Origin of the sequence: Pararhizobium sp. PWRC1-1 (assembly GCF_049897905.1) — a bacterium.
GTDB lineage: Bacteria > Pseudomonadota > Alphaproteobacteria > Rhizobiales > Rhizobiaceae > Pararhizobium.
Map to the genome: position 1 here is coordinate 253,592 of NZ_JAFCXE010000003.1, position 21,390 is coordinate 274,981.

At 60.0% G+C, this 21,390-nt stretch carries 22 protein-coding genes; 14 read left to right on the top strand and 8 right to left on the bottom strand.

The annotated features are described in order from the left end of the window. Positions 1-83 precede the first annotated feature (83 nt). The 5 genes from ACP7E0_RS07130 to ACP7E0_RS07150 form a co-directional block, all read right to left on the bottom strand. A complete protein-coding gene (locus ACP7E0_RS07130) occupies positions 84-512 on the bottom strand; it encodes a hypothetical protein (protein ID WP_426123892.1) in 429 nt (142 codons plus the stop codon). Positions 513-659: 147 nt separating this feature from the next. Beyond that, entirely contained in the window at positions 660-2,270 is a 1,611-nt protein-coding gene (locus ACP7E0_RS07135) for a 5-guanidino-2-oxopentanoate decarboxylase (protein ID WP_426123893.1), read from the bottom strand. Beyond that, the gene (locus ACP7E0_RS07140) at positions 2,267-3,457 is read right to left on the bottom strand and encodes a pyridoxal phosphate-dependent aminotransferase (protein WP_426123894.1); all 1,191 of its coding nucleotides are present in this window, start codon (positions 3,455-3,457) and stop codon (positions 2,267-2,269) included. Before ACP7E0_RS07140 ends, ACP7E0_RS07135 begins: the two co-directional genes overlap by 4 nt. Positions 3,458-3,613: 156 nt before the next feature. Then, positions 3,614-4,249, bottom strand: coding sequence for a TetR family transcriptional regulator C-terminal domain-containing protein (locus ACP7E0_RS07145; protein WP_426123896.1), 636 nt, complete (start codon positions 4,247-4,249; stop codon positions 3,614-3,616). Then, entirely contained in the window at positions 4,246-5,124 is an 879-nt protein-coding gene (locus ACP7E0_RS07150; RefSeq protein WP_426123897.1) for a dimethylarginine dimethylaminohydrolase family protein, read from the bottom strand. The genes ACP7E0_RS07145 and ACP7E0_RS07150 overlap by 4 nt, the downstream gene beginning before the upstream one ends. Before the next feature lie 210 nt (positions 5,125-5,334). On the opposite strand from ACP7E0_RS07150, the gene ACP7E0_RS07155 reads away from it, so the two are divergent. The 5 genes from ACP7E0_RS07155 to ACP7E0_RS07175 all read left to right on the top strand — a co-directional run bounded on the left by ACP7E0_RS07155 (position 5,335) and on the right by ACP7E0_RS07175 (position 9,831). Next, complete coding sequence (locus ACP7E0_RS07155) at positions 5,335-6,108, top strand: ABC transporter ATP-binding protein (protein WP_426123899.1); 774 nt, start codon at positions 5,335-5,337, stop codon at positions 6,106-6,108. A 35-nt stretch (positions 6,109-6,143) separates the two neighbouring features. Next, complete coding sequence (locus tag ACP7E0_RS07160) at positions 6,144-6,926, top strand: transporter substrate-binding domain-containing protein (RefSeq protein WP_426123900.1); 783 nt, start codon at positions 6,144-6,146, stop codon at positions 6,924-6,926. A 169-nt stretch (positions 6,927-7,095) separates the two neighbouring features. Then, a complete protein-coding gene (locus tag ACP7E0_RS07165; RefSeq protein WP_426123902.1) occupies positions 7,096-7,824 on the top strand; it encodes an ABC transporter permease in 729 nt (242 codons plus the stop codon). Continuing rightward, positions 7,821-8,660, top strand: coding sequence for an ABC transporter permease (locus ACP7E0_RS07170; protein WP_426123904.1), 840 nt, complete (start codon positions 7,821-7,823; stop codon positions 8,658-8,660). Before ACP7E0_RS07165 ends, ACP7E0_RS07170 begins: the two co-directional genes overlap by 4 nt. 1 nt (position 8,661) lies before the next feature. Further along, positions 8,662-9,831: a M20 aminoacylase family protein gene (locus ACP7E0_RS07175; RefSeq protein WP_426123905.1), complete on the top strand. Its 1,170-nt coding sequence runs from the start codon at positions 8,662-8,664 to the stop codon at positions 9,829-9,831. A 176-nt stretch (positions 9,832-10,007) separates the two neighbouring features. Here the strand turns inward: ACP7E0_RS07175 and ACP7E0_RS07180 are convergent, their stop codons facing one another. Beyond that, positions 10,008-10,232, bottom strand: a complete 225-nt coding sequence (locus tag ACP7E0_RS07180) for a hypothetical protein (RefSeq protein ID WP_426123906.1) — start codon at positions 10,230-10,232, stop codon at positions 10,008-10,010. Between the two features lie 116 nt (positions 10,233-10,348). Here ACP7E0_RS07180 and ACP7E0_RS07185 point away from each other — a divergent pair, with 116 nt between their 5' ends. The 8 genes from ACP7E0_RS07185 to ACP7E0_RS07220 all read left to right on the top strand — a co-directional run bounded on the left by ACP7E0_RS07185 (position 10,349) and on the right by ACP7E0_RS07220 (position 18,954). Continuing rightward, positions 10,349-11,767: a cytochrome ubiquinol oxidase subunit I gene (locus ACP7E0_RS07185; protein WP_426123907.1), complete on the top strand. Its 1,419-nt coding sequence runs from the start codon at positions 10,349-10,351 to the stop codon at positions 11,765-11,767. Then, on the top strand, positions 11,757-12,761 hold the full coding sequence (gene cydB, locus ACP7E0_RS07190; RefSeq protein WP_426123908.1) for a cytochrome d ubiquinol oxidase subunit II: 1,005 nt from the start codon (positions 11,757-11,759) through the stop codon (positions 12,759-12,761). The genes ACP7E0_RS07185 and cydB overlap by 11 nt, the downstream gene beginning before the upstream one ends. A 322-nt stretch (positions 12,762-13,083) precedes the next feature. Beyond that, positions 13,084-14,211, top strand: coding sequence for a hypothetical protein (locus ACP7E0_RS07195; RefSeq protein ID WP_426123909.1), 1,128 nt, complete (start codon positions 13,084-13,086; stop codon positions 14,209-14,211). Next, entirely contained in the window at positions 14,208-15,362 is a 1,155-nt protein-coding gene (locus ACP7E0_RS07200; RefSeq protein ID WP_426123910.1) for a DegT/DnrJ/EryC1/StrS family aminotransferase, read from the top strand. The genes ACP7E0_RS07195 and ACP7E0_RS07200 overlap by 4 nt, the downstream gene beginning before the upstream one ends. Before the next feature lie 71 nt (positions 15,363-15,433). Further along, entirely contained in the window at positions 15,434-16,186 is a 753-nt protein-coding gene (locus tag ACP7E0_RS07205; RefSeq protein WP_426123911.1) for a cephalosporin hydroxylase family protein, read from the top strand. A 31-nt stretch (positions 16,187-16,217) separates the two neighbouring features. Next, positions 16,218-16,943 carry a WbqC family protein gene (locus ACP7E0_RS07210; RefSeq protein ID WP_426123912.1) on the top strand — a complete coding sequence of 242 codons (726 nt, stop codon included), beginning with the start codon at positions 16,218-16,220 and terminating at the stop codon, positions 16,941-16,943. Then, positions 16,940-17,800, top strand: a complete 861-nt coding sequence (locus ACP7E0_RS07215; RefSeq protein WP_426123913.1) for a phytanoyl-CoA dioxygenase family protein — start codon at positions 16,940-16,942, stop codon at positions 17,798-17,800. Before ACP7E0_RS07210 ends, ACP7E0_RS07215 begins: the two co-directional genes overlap by 4 nt. Beyond that, positions 17,797-18,954 (top strand): methyltransferase domain-containing protein, encoded by a 1,158-nt coding sequence (locus tag ACP7E0_RS07220; protein WP_426123914.1) that lies wholly within the window; start codon positions 17,797-17,799, stop codon positions 18,952-18,954. The genes ACP7E0_RS07215 and ACP7E0_RS07220 overlap by 4 nt, the downstream gene beginning before the upstream one ends. Positions 18,955-19,016: 62 nt before the next feature. Here ACP7E0_RS07220 and ACP7E0_RS07225 read toward each other — a convergent pair whose 3' ends face one another. Then, positions 19,017-19,652 carry a formyltransferase family protein gene (locus ACP7E0_RS07225; protein ID WP_426123916.1) on the bottom strand — a complete coding sequence of 212 codons (636 nt, stop codon included), beginning with the start codon at positions 19,650-19,652 and terminating at the stop codon, positions 19,017-19,019. Positions 19,653-19,681: 29 nt separating this feature from the next. After that, the gene (locus ACP7E0_RS07230) at positions 19,682-20,899 is read right to left on the bottom strand and encodes a glycosyltransferase (protein ID WP_426123918.1); all 1,218 of its coding nucleotides are present in this window, start codon (positions 20,897-20,899) and stop codon (positions 19,682-19,684) included. A 172-nt stretch (positions 20,900-21,071) separates the two neighbouring features. Here ACP7E0_RS07230 and ACP7E0_RS07235 point away from each other — a divergent pair, with 172 nt between their 5' ends. Further along, a complete protein-coding gene (locus ACP7E0_RS07235) occupies positions 21,072-21,377 on the top strand; it encodes a chorismate mutase family protein (RefSeq protein ID WP_426123919.1) in 306 nt (101 codons plus the stop codon). The last annotated feature ends 13 nt before the right edge of the window (positions 21,378-21,390 follow it).

Here is a 21,390-nt window from a genome sequence, read left to right on the forward strand (position 1 = left end):
GCCCATCCGGCAGAGCCTGGGACGGCGGGTGTGATGCGTCAAGGAAAGTTGCGCCGATGCGCAAAAGACCGCCCTGGGCAGTCTCAGGCGTAAAACGCCGGAGGTCCGCGAGCGCGGGTCGTGTAACCCTTCACTCCCGTTATCGCAGCATGCAAAGGACCGGTAGATGGCATGCTGCCGTAAGAGATGGATGCGACGAAAACCGGAGCAGGCAGCACAAATGGCCCCGGCCCGCCCGGCGAAGACTTGCCGTCGGTTCGATCAGCCAGAAAACGCAGATCAGCAACCGGAAAAGCACGAACGACATGACGCGCGAGTGTCGTGTCGGAGGTTCCGCCTTCCGGAACGGCGACGTTCCCGGCGCTTGCCTCCGTCAAAAACCGCGATGAAAGCCCTTGCGCCGACGCGACGAACTGCATGGCAAGAGCCGCCGCCAGAATCCACAGCACGGCAAAAAGCTTGCCTGCCTGGTTCCGGTCGATGCTGTTGCCGTTCATGCCCATAGAGGACATCGTCCTTCCCTTGGCGCGCCATTTCATAGCAAATCGCCGAACTGCACGCCGATTCAGCGTACAAGCGCGCCTAAAAACCATCGCGCGCTACCAAAGTCAAATCTTACCATCACATGGCGCCGTTGAACATCCTTGACGCCGCAGCGTTTATGCCGTCACGCCTGCCGTCCGCGTTTGGTGGATCTCGATCAACGACGGACCGCCGCGTTTGCGCGCTTCCGCCAGCGCCGTCCCCAGGTCGCCGGCCTTCGACAGCCGCACCGCAGGCACGCCGTACGCACTGGCGGCGAGCAGGAAATCCGGGGCCGATGGCTTGACGCCTTCCGGTGTGATCCCGGATTCGACCATGAAGCTCTCGATTTCCTGGTAACCGTCATTGTTCCAGACGACGAAGATGACATTGGCGTTGATATCGGCTGCCGATCCCAGTTCGGCCAGCGAAAACTGGATGCCGCCATCGCCGACAAGGCAGATGACCGGCTTGTCCGGATCGGCCACGGCAGCGCCTACGGCCGCCGGTGGCGCATACCCGAGCGCGCCAAAACCGGTCGCCGAGTTGAACCAGCTCTTTGCCCGCGGCGCATCGCAATAGAGGTTGCCGGCATAGACGGCCTGGGTGCTGTCACCGACGATCACGCAGTCGGGCAGCGCCTGGTAGATCGCATCGATCACGGCGATTTCGGCCCGCATCTTTGCCGTCAGCTCGGCCATGGCCGACTTGCGCGTTGCTGCCGCACGCTCGGCACCCCGTGCCGCCGGTTTTGCGGTGAGGAACACAAGGATGCCGGATATCGCCGCTTTGGCACCCGACAGGATGGAAAGAGCTGCATGCGGCCCGCGCGCCAGCTGGGCTGCGTCGATATCGGTACGGATCAAATTGCCGAGGATCGGAAAGCCGCCATCGGCATACATGTCATAGTCGGTCTGGCCCATTTCCGTGCCGAGCGCGATGACCAGATCGGCATCCGAAATCAGCGAACGCACAGCCTTGAGGCTGGGGCTGGCAGGCACCCGGAGCTGATGACCGGCCACCATGCCGCGCGCATTGACGGTCATGACAACAGGCGCGCCGATACGTTCGGCCAACTCCTGGATTTCCGCTTCTGCCGTGATCGCACCGCCGCCGCAGAGGATCACCGGGCGCTGTGCGTCACCGCAAAGGATGGCGGCCTTCTGAAGTGTCTCGGCATCAGCCCTTGGCCGTGTTGCCGTGGCTTTTCGCAGCGGGGGTGCCGCGATACGGGCCGTCATCACATCGGTTGGGATCTCGATATGCACCGGGCCCGGCCTGCCGGAGGTGAGGATGGCAAAGGCCCGCTCCACCACGGGTCCGAGGTCGGCCGGGTTGAGCAGCGTCTGCGAATAGAGCGCCAGCGTCTTGATCATGCCGTGCTGGTCCGGCAGCTCGTGCAGCAGTCCACGGCCGTGACCGAGCGAATCGCGCCGGTTGACGCCGGAAATGACCAGCATCGGGATCGAATCCTGCCGCGCCTGCGCCATTGCCGTGATCGTATTGGTGAGCCCCGGCCCGGTGATCACCAAGGCTACGCCCGGCTTGCCGCTGACGCGGGCATAACCGTCAGCCATGAAGCCAGCACCCTGCTCATGGCGTGGCGTCACGTGGCGGATCTTCGAGGCGGCAAGGCCGCGATAGAGCTCGACCGTATGCACGCCGGGAATGCCGAACACGACCTCGACGCCATTGGCCTCGAGCAGATCGACCAGCACCTCGCCGACGGTTTTCAGGGCTTCGCTCATGCGCGGCGCTCCTTCGGCGTCAGAAGGCGGATCGCCAGCTTGGTGATCCGGGCGCAGGCTTCCTGAATGACCGTGTCCGGTACCGTCAGGCTGACGCGCACGAAGGAAGTGGCTTCGTTGCCGAACGATGCACCCGGCATCACCGCAACATGCTCCTGCTCCAGCAGCATCCAGGCAAAGGCTTCGCCGGTCAGGCCAGTACCCGCTACGTCGATCAGCGTGAACATGCCGGCTTCCGGCGGCAGCGGCACGATGCCCGGCACATTCGAAAGCCCCTCAACGATCAGGCCGGCGCGGGTCTTGTAGGCTGTGCGCATGGCGGCGGATGTGCCGATATCATGGGTCAGCGCATAGGCCGTCATATCGGCGATGAAGGGCTGGACGCCGAACAGCATGGTCTCGGACACCGGCAGCAGGCGGCTGGCGAACTCGACAGGACCGACAGCCCATCCGCTGCGGAAGCCGGGGGCGGCGTGCGACTTGGAGATCGACGATACCACGATCGTGCGCTCGGCCAGTTCCGGATCGTCAAAGGGCGAGGCGAAGGGGCCATTGAAGATCAGCTCTTCATAGACCTCGTCGCAGACGATCCAGAGATCGTGTTTGCGGCAGATGTCGCCGATGGCCTTGATCTCGTCTGCCGTCAGCACGGCGCCGGTCGGATTGTGCGGCGTGTTGAGCAACAGAACCCGGCATTTCGGCGTGATCGCCTTTTCGAGATCGGCGGCCTGCATGTGAAACCCATGCTCCGGCTTCAACGGCACGGTAACGCGATGCGCACCGGTCGACTGGATCACCCCGTCATAAGTGGCATAGAGCGGATCGCCGACCAAAACGCCGTCACCGGCCTCGACCAGCCCCAGCATGACCGAAAACAGCGCCGTCTGCGTGCCGGGGAAGCAGAGAACGTTCTCGGCGGTCACATCCGCGCGGCGTTTGGCGTAGCGGGCGGTCAGCGCGTTGACCACCGAAGGCTCGCCGCGACCGTTGGAATAGCGGTAGCGCCCGGCATTCATCGCCCGCTGCGCCTCGGCGATCAGCGAGGGATCGGCCGGCATGTCCGGTTCACCGATGGTCAGTTGGATGACCTCCGTTCCGCTCGCCTGCATCTGGCGCGCGCGGATGTGCAGCGCCCATTTTTCCGATCCGAGATCGGCCAGACGGTCGGTGATCGATGAATAGCGCATAGGGGTCTCCTACCCTCAGTCAGAATGTTGCGGCATCCTTGCCGCGCTCGCTGCATAATTCCTTAAATCGGAATCGATCTAGGGAAAAATTATGCAGCAAATGTAAAATGTACAGCCACCTTTGCGCGTCATGAATGACGCACGGCGCTGTAGCCGCTACGAGGCGGCCGCGTGTTTGTCCCTACCGAACGGCAATCCCAACAAGGCCTCGCTCGATGACAATGCGATTGCCACCAGCTCGGCCTCTTCGAAAAGCTCGCCTGCAAGGCAGGCCTCCAGCCACAGCCCGTCTATCATGCCATTGATGGCAATCGCATGGCGGCGGCAATCCGCTTCTCCCGAAGGCCTGCCTTCTGCCTTCAGAAAATCGCCGATCAAGCCCTGCAAATCATTACGGAAACCGAGATAACCTTCACGGTGGATGGCGGCAAGCTCCGGATCCAGCCGGACCTGGCTGATGAACGACGCCCAGAGCGACAGACTGCGATCATTGGCGACGGGTGCCGTCAGGTTGAGCGTGATGAAGCGCTTCAGCCGTGTCCCCGGATCGCCGGTGACATCGGATGCCTTGGCAGCGAAGGTGGCGAGAACCGAGCGATAGGCCTCCTCCACCATCTGATCCTTGGACGCGAAGTAATGCCGCACGAGACCGGCGGTGACGCCGGCCCGGATGGCAATCTGGCGGACGGTCGCACCGCGCAGGCCAAGCTCGGCAATCGTATCGAGGGTCGCCTCGATCAGTTCCTGCCGCCGCTCCCCCTCCGGCGCGCGGTGGAACGTCCGGCGGTTCATGCGGCCCGCCGCAGGACCGGCCGGGTCAGGCAGGTCGGGCCACCCTCGCAGGCGATGCATAGCGCGTCGGCTTCGAAGGTCTCGACCTTGCAGCCCGCCGCTTCCATCGCCGCCTTGGTCTTGGGGAAGCCCGCAACCATGATGACTTCGTTCGGCCGGACCGGCAGGACGTTGAGGCTCAGACCATTGCTGGCATGGAACTCGTCGGCCGGCGCCTCGATCAGGGTAATGCCCCATTCTTTCAGCAACTGGTAGAAGGATGCCGGAAGCAGCGGCGCAAACACCAGCGCCAGATCGCGCGACAGCGGGCTCATCACCGACATCAGATGCAGGCAGGCTTCCTCGCCATGCCAGAGCGGCAGGTCATAGCCTAGCACGGTGATACCGTGCGGATCGAGCATCTCGGTGAGCTGGGAAATGCCCTCCTCGTTGGTGCGCACGCCGCGGCCGACGACCAGCGTTTCGGCGTCGAGCCAGATACAGTCGCCGCCTTCGACCGTTCCCGGCGCGACGATGCGGCCGAGAATCGGGATACCGGCCGCCTTGTAGGCCGCCTCATGCAGCGCCGTTTCCTTTTCGCGCAGCGGCTTGCCCATGCGCAGGAGGATGGCGCCGTGGTCGGACATCAGCGACGGATCATGGGTGAACATGGCGTCTGCAAGTCCGTCGCCCTTGTCTTCCAGCCAGAGGATTTCGGCACCGGACTTCTCCACCAGGCGCGCGAATTCCTTATATTGGTGCACGGCCTTTTCACCGTCGAAGGTTGGCCCATAATGCCATTTCGCAGGGTCGGCGGTAGCAAGGCTGGCGCCCGGCCGGCGCATCAGCACGCGTGTCAGATTGGCCGACATCTCTTGCGAACCATAAGCCGTCATCGTCTACTCCTGTTGGAAAATTGTTCATTTGGCGGGGCTGCCAAAAAAAGCAGCGTCGAAATTATTATACGGTTGAATAATTTCTACACAAGTGCCACGATGCGTTTCATGGAACAGCGTGACAGGCAAAAATGCCGCACGACAGACAAACAGGGGAACTGTTTTCATGCGTTCAGATTTGGCGACCTGTCTCGACAGGACTGACTTTTCATGACGAAACCAGCCCAGGCGATTGCGGTCACAAACCTCCACAAACGTTTCGGGCCGCTCGAAGTGCTCAAGGGCGTTTCACTGACCGCGAATGAAGGCGACGTGATCGCCATCATCGGCGGCAGCGGTTCGGGCAAATCGACCTTCCTGCGCTGTATCAACATGCTGGAACTGCCGACCTCCGGCTCGGTCACGGTGCATGGCGAGACGATCGCCATGAAGAAAGATGGTCACGGCGGCCTGATGCCTTCGGACCGCAAACAGGTGCAGCGCCTGCGCACCCAGCTCGGCATGGTGTTCCAGAGTTTTAATCTCTGGCAGCACATGACCATTCTCCAGAACGTCATCGAAGTTCCGGTCCATGTGCTCGGCAAAACCAAGGACGAGGCCACGGCCACCGGCGAAGCGCTCTTGCGCCGCGTCGGCCTGTTCGAGAAACGCGACGCCTATCCGGCCTTTCTCTCAGGCGGCCAGCAGCAGCGGGCCGCGATTGCCCGGGCGCTCGCGATCCAGCCGCTGGTCATGCTGTTCGACGAACCGACCTCGGCGCTCGATCCACAGCTGGTCGGCGAGGTGCTGACCGTCATCGGCGACCTTGCCAAGGAAAAGCGCACGATGATCCTCGTCACCCACGAGATGAAATTTGCCCGCAACGTCGCCAACCACATCGTCTTTCTGGCCGATGGCGTCATCGACGAACAGGGAACACCGGACGAGATTTTCGGCAATCCGAGGTCCGAACGCCTGAAGAAATTCATCAGCTCCATCCACTAAAACCAAAAACCACGAAAACCAAAAAAGGGAACAGCATGAAAAAGACGCTCAAAACCATCGCCTTTTCGCTCGCTCTGGGCATTGCCGCCGCCGGTGCCGTTGCGGCCGAACCCCTCAAGGTCGGCTTTGCGGCCGAGCCCTATCCGCCCTTCACCTCGCCGGACGCCTCGGGCAACTGGGAAGGCTGGGAAGTGGAGTTCGAGAAGGCCATATGCGCCGAAGCCAAGCTCGAATGCGTCATCACCCCTGTCGCCTGGGACGGCATCATTCCGGCGCTGACCTCCAAGAAGATCGACATGATCATCGGCTCGATGTCGATCACCGAGGAACGCCTGAAGACCATCGATTTCTCCGACAAGTATTACAACACCCCGACCGGTGTCATCGGCCCGAAGAGCGAAACCTTCGAAGCCACGCCGGAAGGCCTGAAGGGCAAGACGATCGGCGTTCAGGTTTCGACCATCCACCAGGTCTATGCCTCGAAGTATTTCGGTGAAAATGGCGCGACCGTGAAGGAATACCAGACGCAGGACGAGGCCAACAACGACCTCGCCGCTGGCCGTCTCGATGCGGTGCAGGCCGATTCCATCGCGCTCGGCGCTTTCCTGAAGAGCGACCAGGGCAAGGAATGCTGCGACCTGAAGGGCATGGTCAAGGACGATCCGGCCATCCTTGGCGCCGGCGTCGGCATCGGCATCCGCAAGGGTGAGGACGAGCTGAAGGGCAAGCTGAACGCTGCCATCAAGGCGATCCGCGCCAACGGCACCTACGACACGTTCTCGAAGAAGTATTTCGACTTCAACATCTACGGCGAGTGATCCGGTCCGATGAGGTGGCCGGCGTTGGCCCCTCATCCGCCCTATCGGGCACCTTCTCCCCGTCTCGACGGGGAGAAGGAACAAGCGGCAATCTCCGTCATCCCCTCGCCCCGCCTGCGGGGAGAGGGCTTAAGGTGAGGGGCCAACGCAAAGATAAAGATCGAGGTTCATGGCCGATCCTGTATCCTTCATAAACTGGAGCCTTCTGGCTCTTGAGCCGCCCGGCTGGGGCGGCGTGCTGTTGCGCGGCCTGATGAATTCCATAGAGATCGCCATCGGCGGCTATGCCTTCGGCTTGATGCTCGGCATCGGCGGCGCATGCGGCAAGCTCTATGGCGGCCCGATCACCCGCGACCTGATGGAATGCTACACGACGATCGTGCGCGCCGTACCTGAACTGGTTCTGATCCTGCTTCTCTATTATGCCGGCACCGACGCACTGAATTACGTGCTTGGACTTGTCGGCATCGGCCAGGTCGATATCAGCGGGCTGGTTGCCGGCATCTTCGTCATCGGCGTGGTGCAGGGCGCCTATACGACCGAGGTGCTGCGCGGCGCGATCAAGGCCGTGCCGGCCGGGCAGATCGAGGCGGCGCGCGCCTACGGCATGTCGCCCTATAAGGTGATGACCCGGGTAACCCTGCCTGCCATGCTGCCCTATGCCATTCCCGGACTTTCCAATCTCTGGCTGATCGCTACCAAGGATACCGCGCTGCTTGCCGTCGTCGGCTTCTCCGAACTGACGCTGGTCACCCGCCAGGCGGCAGGGTCTACCAAGGCCTATCTCTTGTTCTTCTGTGCGGCTGGCGTTCTCTATCTGATGCTGACGCTTGTTTCAGACTTCGTCATCAGGATCATCGAGCGCCGGGCCCGGCGCGGCTTCGTGGAGCAGTCATGAGCGAGGCGCCCACCACCGACGTTACCACCCATGCCATGGCGATCACGCCGCAAGACCTGCCGACGGCCGAAAGTTTCTTCAAGCCGCACCGCATCGTTCTTTTGGCAATCGCCGCCGGGCTTGTCTTCTGCATCGTCTGGTTCATGCGCTGGGACTGGCTGCCGCAATATCTGCCGCGCCTCGGCTATGGCATTCTGGTTACGCTTGCCATGCTGTTCAGCACCGCGATCCTCGGCTTTCTTCTGGCCGTGCCACTCGGCCTCGTCCAGGTGACTGGCCCCTGGCCGCTAAAGGCGCTGGCGAAAGGTTTTTGCACCGTCGTTCGCGGCACGCCGTTGCTGCTGCAGCTCTGGCTTCTCTATTATGGCCTCGGCTCGCTGTTTCCGCAGTTTCCGGCCATCCGCCAGTCCTTCCTCTGGCCGTACCTGCGTGAATCCTGGCCGTATGGTGTCGCAGCGCTGACGATCTCCTTTGCAGCCTATGAAGGCGAAGTCATGCGCGGCGCCTTTGCCGGCGTTCCAGCCGGCGAGATCGAGGCGGCGCGTGCCTATGGCATGAGCCGCTGGACGCTGTTTCGCCGCATCTGGCTGCCGCGCGCCATTCACCGGGCACTGCCGACACTCAACGGCGAAACCGTGCTGCAGCTGAAGGCGACGCCGCTGGTTGCTACCATCACCGTGATCGACGTCTATGCCGTCATCTCCAAGGTGCGGCAGGATACCTACATCACCTACGAGCCGCTGCTGCTGCTCGCACTGATCTATATGTGCCTGACAGCAATTCTTGTCTTCGCTTTCCGCTATCTCGAAAATCGCATACCAACCCGTGGTGCCTGACATGACCTTGAACGTGAACCTGACCAACTCCATGCCCGAATTGGTGGCCATCCGCCGTGACCTGCATGCCCATCCGGAACTGGGGCTCGAAGAGGTCCGCACCTCCAATTTCGTTGCCACCTGCCTTGAAGGCCTCGGCTACACCGTCACCCGCGGGCTGGCGAAAACCGGTCTCGTCGCCACGCTGAAGAACGGCACCAGCAACCGCTCGATCGGCATCCGCGCCGATATGGACGCGCTGCCGATCTTCGAGGAAACCGGCCTCGACTACGCCTCGAAAACCCCCGGCCTGATGCACGCCTGCGGCCATGACGGCCACACGACCATGCTTTTGGGCGCTGCCCGCGCCATCGCCGAGCGCAAGAATTTCGACGGTACCGTGCATCTCATCTTCCAGCCGGCCGAAGAGAATTTCGGCGGAGCCAAGATCATGATGGACGAAGGCCTGTTCGACAAATTCCCATGCGACGCCGTGTTTGCGCTCCACAACGAACCCGGCCTGCCCTTCGGCCAGTTCGCGCTGCGCGAAGGCCCGATCATGGCTGCAGTGGATGAGGCGAAGATCACCGTTCATGGCCTTGGCGGCCACGGCGCCGAACCGCAGGAAACCGCCGACCCGATCGTCTGCGGCGCTTCGATCGTCATGGCGCTGCAATCGATCGTATCGCGCAACATCCATCCGATGGACCCGACCGTCATCACCGTCGGTTCGTTTCACAGCGGCTCGGCCAGCAACATCATTCCGGAACGCGCCGAAATCGTCGTCGGCATCCGTTCGTTCGATCCGAAGGTGCGTGACGAGTTGGAACGCCGCATCCGGCTGATCGCCGAAAACCAGGCGGTAAGTTACGGCATGCGGGCCACTATCGACTATCACCGCAGCTATGACGCGACGATCAACCACAAGGCGGAAACCGATTTCGTCCGCGATCTCGCCATACGCTTTGCCGGGGCCGACAAGGTCGTCGATCTCGAACGCGCCTTCATGGGCAGCGAGGACTTCGCCTATATGATCAAGGACCGGCCGGGCACCTACTTTTTCCTTGGCTCCAGCGTCACCGGAAATGAGAAATCGCTGCATCACCCCGGCTACAATTTCAACGACGACCTGCTGCCGATCGGCGCCGCGTTCTGGACCGAGCTGGCGGAAGCTTATCTCGCCCGGCCATAACGGCTTCCAGAAAAGAAAAAGCCGCAGGAAGGGACATTCCTGCGGCAAGTCGGGACAGTGTAGGCAAGTCGATCGCGACGTGCGATCAGTCGAATGTTCGGGCCTGCACGCGCGGCAAAGCTTTGACCGGCGGTGCAGCCCATCAAGATCGAAGCCTGGCAAAGGTGCGGTTGTCATCATGCAACACGACCGCTCGACGGGTTTCGTTCTTCGATAAAACCGACCATAGACGGTAGGGTTTGCGGGCCGCTTAAGCCAATAATTAAAATTTTACCGATGTCGCCTTTCGGGACGATGCCGCTCAAATCAGAACCTCGTGCGGCCGGATGCAACTTTGCCGCAGGTGGGCGATTGTCGCAGTGTGACATCATGGTTGCAGCGATGTCATTGACCTTTTGCACCAATAGCGCAGATTATAGCGCACGGGTTCAGGCGCCGGACACACCGCAAAGGCAGGGGACCGCCGGAGCGAAATCGGACACACCGACGGCTGCCAAACCTTCGAAAGGATTGTACCGTGTTCGAGAGTTTTGACGCGACGTTGCTTGCCCGCATCCAGTTTGCCTTCACCGTATCGTTTCACATCATCTTTCCAGCCTTCTCCATCGGTCTTGCGAGTTTTCTTGCCGTGCTCGAGGCGCTGTGGCTGTGGAAGAAGGATCAGGTCTACATGGACCTGTTCAATTTCTGGAAGACGATCTTTGCCGTTGCCTTCGGCATGGGCGTCGTCTCGGGCATCGTCATGTCCTACCAGTTCGGCACCAACTGGAGCGTCTTTTCCGACAAGGCCGGGCCGATCATCGGGCCGTTGATGGGTTACGAGGTGCTGACGGCCTTCTTCCTCGAGGCCGGCTTCCTCGGCGTCATGCTGTTCGGTCTGCACCGCGTCGGTCCGAAGCTGCATTTCCTCGCCACGTTCATGGTCGCCTTCGGAACGCTGATCTCGGCCACCTGGATCCTCGCCGTGAACTCCTGGATGCAGACGCCGGCCGGCTTCGGCATCAATGAAGTCGGGCAGTTCATTCCGCTCGACTGGTGGAAAGTGGTCTTCAATCCGTCCTTCCCCTACCGCCTCGTACACATGGTACTTGCCGCCTATCTCACCACCGCCTTCGTGGTCGGTGCCGTCGGCGCATGGCATCTCCTGAAAAATACCGCCCCCCGGCGTTCGCGCACCATGTTCTCTATGGCCATGTGGATGGCGACGATCGTCGCGCCGATCCAGATCATGGCCGGCGACTTCCATGGCCTCAACACGCTGGAACATCAGCCGGTCAAGGTCATGGCGATGGAAGGCCACTTCGATAGCCACCCGAACGGCGCGCCGCTGATCCTGTTCGGCATTCCGAACACGGCGGAAAAGCGTATCGACTACGCGATCGAAATCCCGAAATTTTCCAGCCTGATCCTCAAGCATGACCTGAACGCGCCGCTTGCCGGCCTCGACACCATCCCAGACAATCTCGAGCCGCCTGTCGCAGTCGTCTTCTGGTCCTTCCGCGTCATGGTTGGCATCGGCTTTGCCATGCTCGGTATCGGCCTGTGGAGCCTGTGGTGTCGGTTCAGGGGCACGCTCGATAGCGCCGACTGGCTGCATAGGGCGGCCGTGCTGATGGGGCCTGCTGGTTTCGTCGCCGTGCTTGCCGGCTGGATCACCACCGAGGTCGGCCGCCAGCCCTATACGATCTATGGCCAGCTACTGACGGCGGACTCGATCTCGCCGATCGCCGCCCCCGCCGTCGCCGCCTCGCTGATCGCCTTCATCGTCGTCTACTTCTTCGTCTTCGGCTCCGGCACCTTCTACATCCTGCGGCTGATGAAACGCCTGCCGCGCGATCCGATGCCCGATCTCGACGACGGACCGATCAGAACCTCGGGCATCATGCCTGGGCCTGCGACCGGACACACCCATGGGAGCACACATCATGGTCATTGACCTTCCCTTCATCTGGGCTGCCATCATTGCCTTTGCGGTGCTTGCCTATGTCATCCTTGACGGCTTCGATCTCGGTATTGGCATCCTCTTCCCGTTCTTTCCGGAAAAGCGCGACCGCGACGTGATGATGAATTCCGTCGCCCCGGTCTGGGACGGCAACGAGACCTGGCTGGTGCTCGGCGGCGGCGGTCTGCTCGCAGTCTTTCCACTGGCCTACTCGGTCATCCTGTCGGCCCTCTACGCTCCGATCATCGCCATGGTGCTTGGACTGGTCTTCCGCGGCGTCGCCTTTGAATATCGCTGGCGCACCAGGCGCGGCGAGTTCCTGTGGAACTGGGCCTTTGCCGGTGGCTCGATGGTCGCGGCGTTCACGCAAGGGGTGGCACTCGGCGCCCTCGTCCAGGGCATCCCGGTGGCCAACCGTGCCTATGCCGGCGCCTGGTGGGATTGGCTGACACCGTTTTCCATCGCCACCGGCTTTGCCATCCTGATCGGCTATGCGCTTCTCGGCTCGACCTGGCTGGTGATGAAGACGACCGGAGAGCTGGCTGAAAGGGCCCGCAAGATCGCGCTGCGCACGTGCTTTGCCACCATTGCTGCCATGGGTATCGTCAGTCTGTGGACGCCGTTCCTCAGACCGCAATATCTGGAGCGCTGGTTCAGCTGGCCAACTGCAGTCTTCAGCATCATTGTACCGGTACTTGTACTCGGCTGCTTCGCACTGCTGCTCATGGGGATCCGCGGCAAGCGTGATGTCCAGCCGTTTCTGGCGGCACTCGGCCTTTTCGTCCTCGGCTTTGCCGGCATCGGCATCAGCTTCTATCCCTACATGGTGCCGCCATCGGTGACCATCTGGGATGCAGCAGCGCCGGATTCGAGCCTGGCCTTCCTGCTGTGGGGTGCCGCATTCCTCGTACCGATCATCCTGATCTACACCGGCTACGCCTACTGGGTGTTCCGGGGCAAGATGGACCCTGAGGAGGGCTATCACTGATGCCAGACGAGAACAGCGTTTCCAAAAAGCTCCTGTGGTTCGTCGGCCTGTGGTTTCTGGGGGTGCTGACCGTCACCGTCATCGGCTTCGCCATCAAACTCTCGCTCGGCGCTTAAAGCGCCGGGCAGCCGTCATGCAAAGCTTCGCTCAAGTTTCCCGCGCTACCTCTAAAGCACACATCAGCAGGCAATGGCTTCCGCTGAGAGACAGGACCGCACCCTCCTCTGTTGCAGAAGGTACTTGCCTGCTGATGTGACCAGCTTCCGGAACCGCCGCTCGCGGTGGCGGCCCGGCAGCGACCGCGACACGCACGAGGCAAGCCATGACCAAACTCTCGATCTGCATTCCCGTGGAAACTGCCGCGCAGAACGCCCTGCCGCTTGTGACAATGCTTCTGGAGAACCAAAGCGCGGACTTTGAGATCGTCATCGCAAAACCTGCCGATGTATCGCTCACCGACGCGCTCACCGGCCTTGCCACCAGCGAGACACGCGTCATGACAACAGACGCACCCGCCGGAATCACCCGTCAACTCCTGTGGCGCCACGCCGTCTCAGCCGCCAAGGGCGACTGGGTGACACTGGTCAACCCCGGCGATGTCATCGAAAGCGAACTGGCGACGATGGTCGCCTATCTCGAAACCAGCTCTCCAGACGTTGATGCACTCGCGTGGAATGTCCTGCAGATCGACCGTCATGCCGAGCCCGGCAAGGCAAGCTCCGTCGCCATCCCTGCCCGCTATCACATCGACAAACTCGACAAGACCGGAATGCTGAAAGCCTTCTTCTACTGGGAAAACAGCCTCAACGTGCCGAAGATGCCTTACGGCCTCCATCATGCTGCCATCCGCCGTTCTCTGGTAGACGCGCTGCTGCAATTGCCGCAGCCAAGCGACTGGTCGACACCGGTGCCACAATATGAATGGGCAGCCAAGGTCCTACTGTTTTCCAACGAACTCGCCTTCAGCGCCCGGCCGATGTCGGCTGTCAGTACCTCGCCTTTTGCGGCAGCTCCGCCGGTTCATCCCTGGAATTTCCCCTTCCACTCAGGCCTTGGCCTCACCGGAGCGGTCGCCGAAGTGCAGTTCCACGTACTGCGTGAACTCGATACGCCCTGGTCCGGCGGCAGCGAGGCGTTCGTGCGCGCAACCGTGATCGACTGCATGATGGAAACCGGCCGGGAAACCTACAAAAACAAGGGCAACGCTTATTTCGCCGCTTTGAAGGGATTCGAAGGCGGTCATCTTGCGCCGTTCTTTCGCCCGGAATTCCATGAGATCCGGCCAAAGGATACGCGGCGCGGCTTGCATGACGGCGCGCTGCTGATCGACCGTTTCATCGGCGGGGCCCGCGACGCCGCGGAGTTTTACACGATGATCAAGCCGATCCTGACGCCGGTCGGGCTGATCTGCGGCGGCACCCTGCTTGGCAAGGACGGCAAAGCCATATGAGTGAGAAGACGCCGCGAATTTCCTACACCAAGCCCTCGATCACCGAGCTGGAAGTCGCCTATGCCACCGATGCCGCCGCCAATGGCTGGGGCGAGCGTTGCTACGACTACATCGTCCGGTTCGAGAACGGCTTCCGCCAGCATCTTGGCGTTACCCATGCGATTGCCACATCGAGCTGCACCGGCGCCTTGCATATGGGCCTTGCAGCGCTTGGCATCGGTGACGGCGACGAAATCATCCTCGCCGAAACCAACTGGATCGCCACGGCTGCACCTATCGTCCATCTCGGTGCTACCCCGGTTTTCGTCGATATCCTGCCCGACAGCTGGTGCATCGATCCGGCCGAGGTCGAGCGCCATATCACGCCGAAGACCAAAGCGATCATCGCCACGCATATCTATGGCAATCTATGCGACATGGACCGCCTTCTCGATATCGGCCGCCGCCACGGCATTCCGGTCATCGAGGATGCGGCCGAGGCGATCGGCTCCGAATGGCACGGCCGGCGCGCCGGATCGATGGGCACGTTCGGCACTTTCTCCTTCCACGGCACCAAGACACTGACGACCGGCGAAGGCGGCATGTTCGTCACCAGCGACGACGCGCTGTTCGAGAAAGTGCTGACGCTCAGCAATCACGGCCGCGCCCGCAACCAGAAAAAGCAGTTCTGGCCGGATGATGTCGGCTTCAAGTACAAGATGTCGAACATTCAGGCCGCGCTCGGCTGCGCCCAGCTTGAGCGCATCGGGAGCCTGATTGCCCGCAAGCGCGAAATTCTCTCAAGCTATGCCGAAAGACTGAAAGCCTATCAGAGCATCAGCCTCAATCCAGAAAATGCCGGTACCGTCAACGGCGCCTGGATGCCGACCGCCGTGTTCGACCGCGATATCGGCATCACCCGCGAAATGCTGCAGCAGGCGTTCAGCTCAGCCAATATCGACGCGCGCGTGTTCTTCCATCCGCTGACCAGCCTGCCGATGTTTTCCGAGCGGCGCGAAAACCGGCATGCCTGGGATATCCCCGAACGCGCCATCAACCTGCCGAGCTACCATGACATGACCGAGGAAGAGATCGAACGCGTGACCGGCGTCATCGTCAGCCTGATCGACAGCCGGGCAGCCGGCGAACTACCTCTGGCAAAATCCGCTTGAAACACCGGCGCATTGCTCGCCGCCCTCCACAGGCTTAACAAGCCATTTTGAACGACAAGGCGCCACATCACATGACCATCAAAGACGATCGCCAGGAATTCGAAGCGCACAAGAAGGACATGTGCCTGGCGCTTGGCCAGGACAACGACGCTTTTCGCCAGTCCGTCGATGCACTCGTGGCTCTCGACAGATACGATTATTCCTATCTCTGGTCGTTCCTCGGCGTACCGATTATCCAGATGCCGGCAGACGTCATGGCGACACAGGAAGTCATCTGGGCAGCCAAGCCGGACGTCATCATCGAAACCGGCGTGGCGCGGGGCGGCTCGATGATCATGATGGCAGCGATACTGAAGCTGATCGGCAAGGGCAAGGTGGTCGGCGTCGATATCGACATCCGCGCCCACAATCGCGAAGCCATCGAAATTCACCCGATGTCTCCTCTGATCGAACTGATCGAGGGTCCATCGACCTCGGCCGAAACGCTTGCCAAGGTCAAAGCCGCTATCCCCGCAGGCGCCTCCGTCATGGTGGTGCTGGACAGCGATCATAGCCGTGATCACGTTCTCGACGAACTACGGCATTACGGACCGTTGGTCACCGAGGGGCAGTTTCTCGTCGTTGCCGACACGCTGCTTGGACGGACCGAGGCAGCCCAGACGCCGACGAAACGCTCCAAGATCTGGTATCCGGGCGACGAACCGCTAGCCGCCCTTAACATCTATATGGGCGAGACCGATCGCTTCGAAGCGGACGACGTGATCAACGGCAAGTTGGTATTGTCCAGCTCCCCGGGGGGATATCTGCGATGCATCCGCGACTGACGTTCGGGCGTGCCGGCAAGGATCAAAAATCATGACAGCCGTGGTGATTTCGCAGCCGATGCTCTTTCCGTGGCCAGGTTTCTTCGAGCAATTGATGCTCGCGGATGTCTACATCTATCTCGACGACGCGCAGTTTTCCAAGGGGAGTTTCACCAATCGTATTCAGCTAAAATATGGCAATGATATCCGCTGGATGACAATCCCTCTTGCTGGCAAGGGAAGCTTCACAAAGATCGCTGATCTTCGCGCCTCCGACGACAGCTGGAAGGCCAGCCATCGCGCATTACTGCGTCAATCCCTGCAAGCGGCCCCTTATCTAAACGATGCACTGGTGATCTTCGATCGGGTCTACAGTCACGCGTCGCTCTGTGACCTGCTGATTGCCAGCATTGAGGAACCGGCACGCTACCTTGGCATCGGAGCAAGACGGCAAACTGCGATCGCCAGCAAAATGGCCGTCGAGGGACGTTCCTGGCAGCGGGTGCTCGACATGGTCACGCATTTCGGCGGCACGCGCTACGTTACCGGGCATGGCGCTTTGAACTATCTTGACCACGAAGCCTTCGAGGTTTCGGGCGTTGTGGTAGATTATATGGCTTACAGCCGCACGCCATGGGCGCAGAACGGCGAGACCTTCACACCCTATGTATCCATTCTCGATCTCATTGCTCATATGGGTCCTCGCGCCGCGCAGTGTCTTGTGCCGGCGACAACCCCGTGGCAGGCGCTCCTCAAACAGGAAACGGTGACATCATGACCGAAGACCAGACGACAATCTCATCCGCCGCTCGCGAGGAATTCGCGCAGAAGGGCTATACAATCCTACCAAATTTCTACGATGCTGATCGAGATATCGCCCCCATCCTTGAGGATATCCGCATCATTATCGCCCTGATTTGCAAGAAATACGGCGTCGAGGCATCAACAGAAACATCCTATGAGGCCATGACAACGGCCTATCGGGCGCTGATTGCCAAAAACCGCTCATGGGGCGGCGAAATCTATGACGCGATCAAGCAGATACCGTCGTTCATGCGACTGGTGAGCTACGGTGCAAATGACGATGTGTTCAGGGCGCTTCGGCCCGGCAGTATCCCCGGCATCGCCGCCGGCGGGTATGGCATGCGCATCGACAATCCGGGCGAAGAGAAATTCCGTGCACAGTGGCATCAGGAATTCCCGTCGCAGTTGCGTAGCCTCGATGGTGTGGTGTTCTGGACTCCACTTCTTCCTGTTACCGCGGATATGGGCCCGGTGCAGATCGCCGAAGGTTCACACGCGGAAGGATTAATTCCCGTCTATAGCGACGACGCCGGCGTCGGCAAGTTCGGCGCTTACGCATTGCATCTGGACAACGCCGAAGAACGCCTTTCCCGATACAAGCACGTCGCTCCTCTCAGCAAGCCCGGCGACCTGGTCCTCATGGACTTCCTGACAATGCATCAATCCGGCCATAACATTTCCTCTATTCCACGCTGGAGCATCCAGTTCCGCTATTTCAATTATGCGGAGCCCGTCGGCGTGCGGATCGGCTGGCAAGGCTCGTTTGCCGCTGGTGTCGATTTCGCGCAGGTTCTTCCGGAGCTCGTCGTCGCGAGGGAGAAGCAGATATGAATCACTGCCGAGTTTGCGCAAGCGACATTGCCACGACAGCATACGAAGCTTCGGCTCCGGCCCTGACATCGGTGATGACGATACTCGACATGCCCACGCAGGTGTTCGTCTGCGATACATGCGGGCATGCGCAATGCGCCGATCTTCCAGATATTCAGACTTTCTATGACACCGGCTACAAAATCTCGCTCGGCAGCGAAGATCACGATCAGATCTTTGCCGTTGCCACGGACGGAACGCCGATCTTCCGCACCGATCATCAGGCTGCTCTTGCGCTGCGTCTTTTTGATCTGCCGGAAGGTGCCTCGCTGCTCGACTATGGCGCCGCAAAGGCGACCACACTAAGGAAGATATTTGCTACCCGGCCTGACCTACAGCCACATGTCTTCGACGTCAGTTCGGACTATGCTTCGGCCTGGCAGGGATGGATCGAACCGGAAAATCAGGCGATCTACAGCACACCGTCTCAATGGGCAGGCCGCTTTGACGCCATCATGACCCATTTCGTGCTCGAACATGTCGCTGAACCCGTCGCCTTCCTCAGCAGCTTGCATGACATGTTGAAAGTCGATGGACGACTACTGGTGTCCATTCCCGACGTCGCCGCCAATCCGGGTGACATGGCTGTGGTCGACCACCTCAATCACTTCAGCGATGCTTCGCTCCGATATGCTTTCGCAAAATCCGGCCTCATTGTAGAGACCATGGATCGCACGTCCTTTCCTGGCGCATTCTTCGTGGTTGCCACGCGTCCACAAGCGCCGGTAATTGCTGAAAGGGATCAAGCTTCAGCATTACAAGCTGCCGACCGCAGCAGGGGGATATGTGATTTCTGGACAAAAGCAGCTCAGAACCTTGATGATGCGGTTTCAAAGGCTGCCGGCCGGTCGGCCGCCATCTACGGCGCAGGCTTCTACGGCAGTTGGATCTTCAGCCGCATGGAAAAGCATATTGAGCTGAGAAATTTCCTCGATCAAAACCCGAAGCTGCACGGCACCGAGCACTTTGGACGGCCGGTCATTGCACCGGCGCAGCTGCCTATAGATATCGAAATCGTTTTCATCGGGCTCAATCCGTTGAAAGCCCGCGAAGCGATAGCCGCCTTGCCAGCACTTCACCGCGAAGGCCTGGAGCTTGTCTGGATCGACGCTTAGGCGTCAGGAATCGCTTACAACAGTCCGGCGGCGTTGTCTGTCGCTGGGCTGCATCCATCTTATCAAGCGATCACGGCCTCACCTTCACGCTTCTGAAGTTCCCGGAAGGAATGCATCCATGCGTCCGGCAGTCCATGCGACGCGTTGAGTGGCGGTAGACTGGCTTTCAGGGAAGCAGAGGTCGAAACCCAGACAAGACCACAATAGACCTTCATCAGGAAGGCCATTTTCTGCCACCGTGCTAACGGCCAATCGGGTTCAACCCCGCGTGCCAACTGGCAGATAAGCGGTCCGCCATCCATGGTTTCATCGACTACATGCAAGCTGCACCCAAGAAGTCGCACGCGCGCTGCGTGGGCGTCCTCAACACCAGTCAATCCTTTGAATGCTGGCAAAGCAGCCGGATGCACATTCGCAGTTGGAATGGCGTGAAATAGCTCGCTGGTGACAAGACGATCGAAAAACAGGAGAATCCGTTCGACCTGACATGCGCGAGCAGCCTGGGCAACCTCGCGCGAGAAATCCCGTCGTTTTTTTTCCTCAATACGCAGCAGCCGGGCACCAGCCTTCTCAGCAACCGCCTCTGCCCCGCAAACGCGATCGGAAATCACAGTAAAGCCAATGCCTGCATCTCCGGATATCCTGAGAATTTCTGCAAGCGCTGCTCCGCCAGATGAGACGACAATACCAAGTTCCACCGCAAACAGCCTATTCTCTCGACCGCAAATCAAGCGACCTTGAAATACTCGTTGAAGTTCAGTGTCAAATCTTGCTGTGGAGCGAGCATCTGGTCGACAAAATCATAGAGTTCTGCGGGTGTCTGAACACCACCAATCTCTTCATCGATGTAGAGTTGGTTGTCGCTAACACCGGTAAAAAAATGGCCCCCTGCCGCATCAGGGAAATCGGCGGGTTGGAAGTGTTTCAAATATTTTCCACCCTTCCAGTTCGCAAAGGCTTGGCGGAAACCCTCGACAGCTCTATCGCGATCCTCCTGGGTCGACATTATGCTGCAACTGTTACCACATGCTTCCGCGAAATTGGCTTCCCAGCCCGTCATCGGGCTATAGCCGTACTGGGCCAGGAACCAATGCTGAGTCTGCGCTATAACGGCAGTAAGCCCGAGAGTAGAACGGAAGGGGAAATCCTTCATATGCGCATCTTCGTCGATATTACGTTGGGTCTCGATCATAAATGCCGCAAGTTGCTCCTTGAGCTTATCAGTCGTCTTGATTTTCGCTGAATTGCTTTTTGCGCAAGAGCCAAGAACAGAGAAGGACCGTCCCGAGTAGACCATTTGCTCCGCAGTCACGAGGACCTTGCAAATATTCTCAAAATCGACGACCGGATATTCGCAGTATTTTCCGCCAAACTTCGCCTTAATCTTGTTCATCACGCGCATCGACACCGCGCCGTGATAGAAACCGAAAGCCATGTTGGGGCTCGCCTTCCCTCCCCTCCACCCAAAAAATTCCTGATAGGCCAACGCCCGTGAAATCCGGTAAACACCGGTGTCGAGATGCGCCGCTATATTGCAATGCTGAGGACGATTGCAGGGCCAATTGAAAGTTAGGCGATTCCAAATGAGAACGTCTAGCGTGGACTGCTCTGCCTGGCAGCGGCGGATCAGGTCGGCCACATCGACATCGACGTAATCATCATCGCCGATCATGCAGACAAACTCGCCGGTGGTAGCCTCGACGCATCGATCCCAATTCTCGACCATCGGCAAGACCCTGCCCACCGAAGGCAGATATTTCACGCGCGGATCGGCAAGCACGTCCTTCATGAAATCGTTCATGATGGAGGCATCATCGGAATTGTCGGCGAAGATATATTCGACATCCATGCGCATGTTCGCCAGAAGACTTCTGATCGTTTCCTGGAAATAGGGCTGGCGGTTACGCGAGGGTACACAAATCGTCAGTTTCGGCTGCGCGAACATGAAATTTCTCCGTTTGCCGTACATTAGCGGCAGCGCCTTTCGCGAGGCTTGCCCGCGACCCTTTGACTTCCGTTCGGCTTTTCGGCTTCTCAGCCGGTACGTGGGTTGATAAGCACCGTCGCATGCGGTCCTGCGATGCAGCAGTGCCGTGGTGAAGCATCCGGAGAGCCTTATGCAGAAAAACCCGGCAGACTGTGCCTCGATGGCAGAGATCCGTGTCGAGATCGACCGCATCGATCAAGCCCTGATGGCGCTCTTTCAGGAACGCTGGGGCTATATCGGGCGGGCGGCCGAGATCAAGAAACCGGCCGGGTTGAAGGCGGACATTCCGTCGCGCGTGGATCAAGTCCGGCAAAATGCACGCCGCAACGCAGAAAAGGCCGGGCTTGAACCCGATTTCTACGAGGATATCTGGGCGCGCCTGATCCAACATTCGATCGAGCATGAACTGGACATCCTCGGCGATAGCGGGAAATAGGCGGCGACTTTTG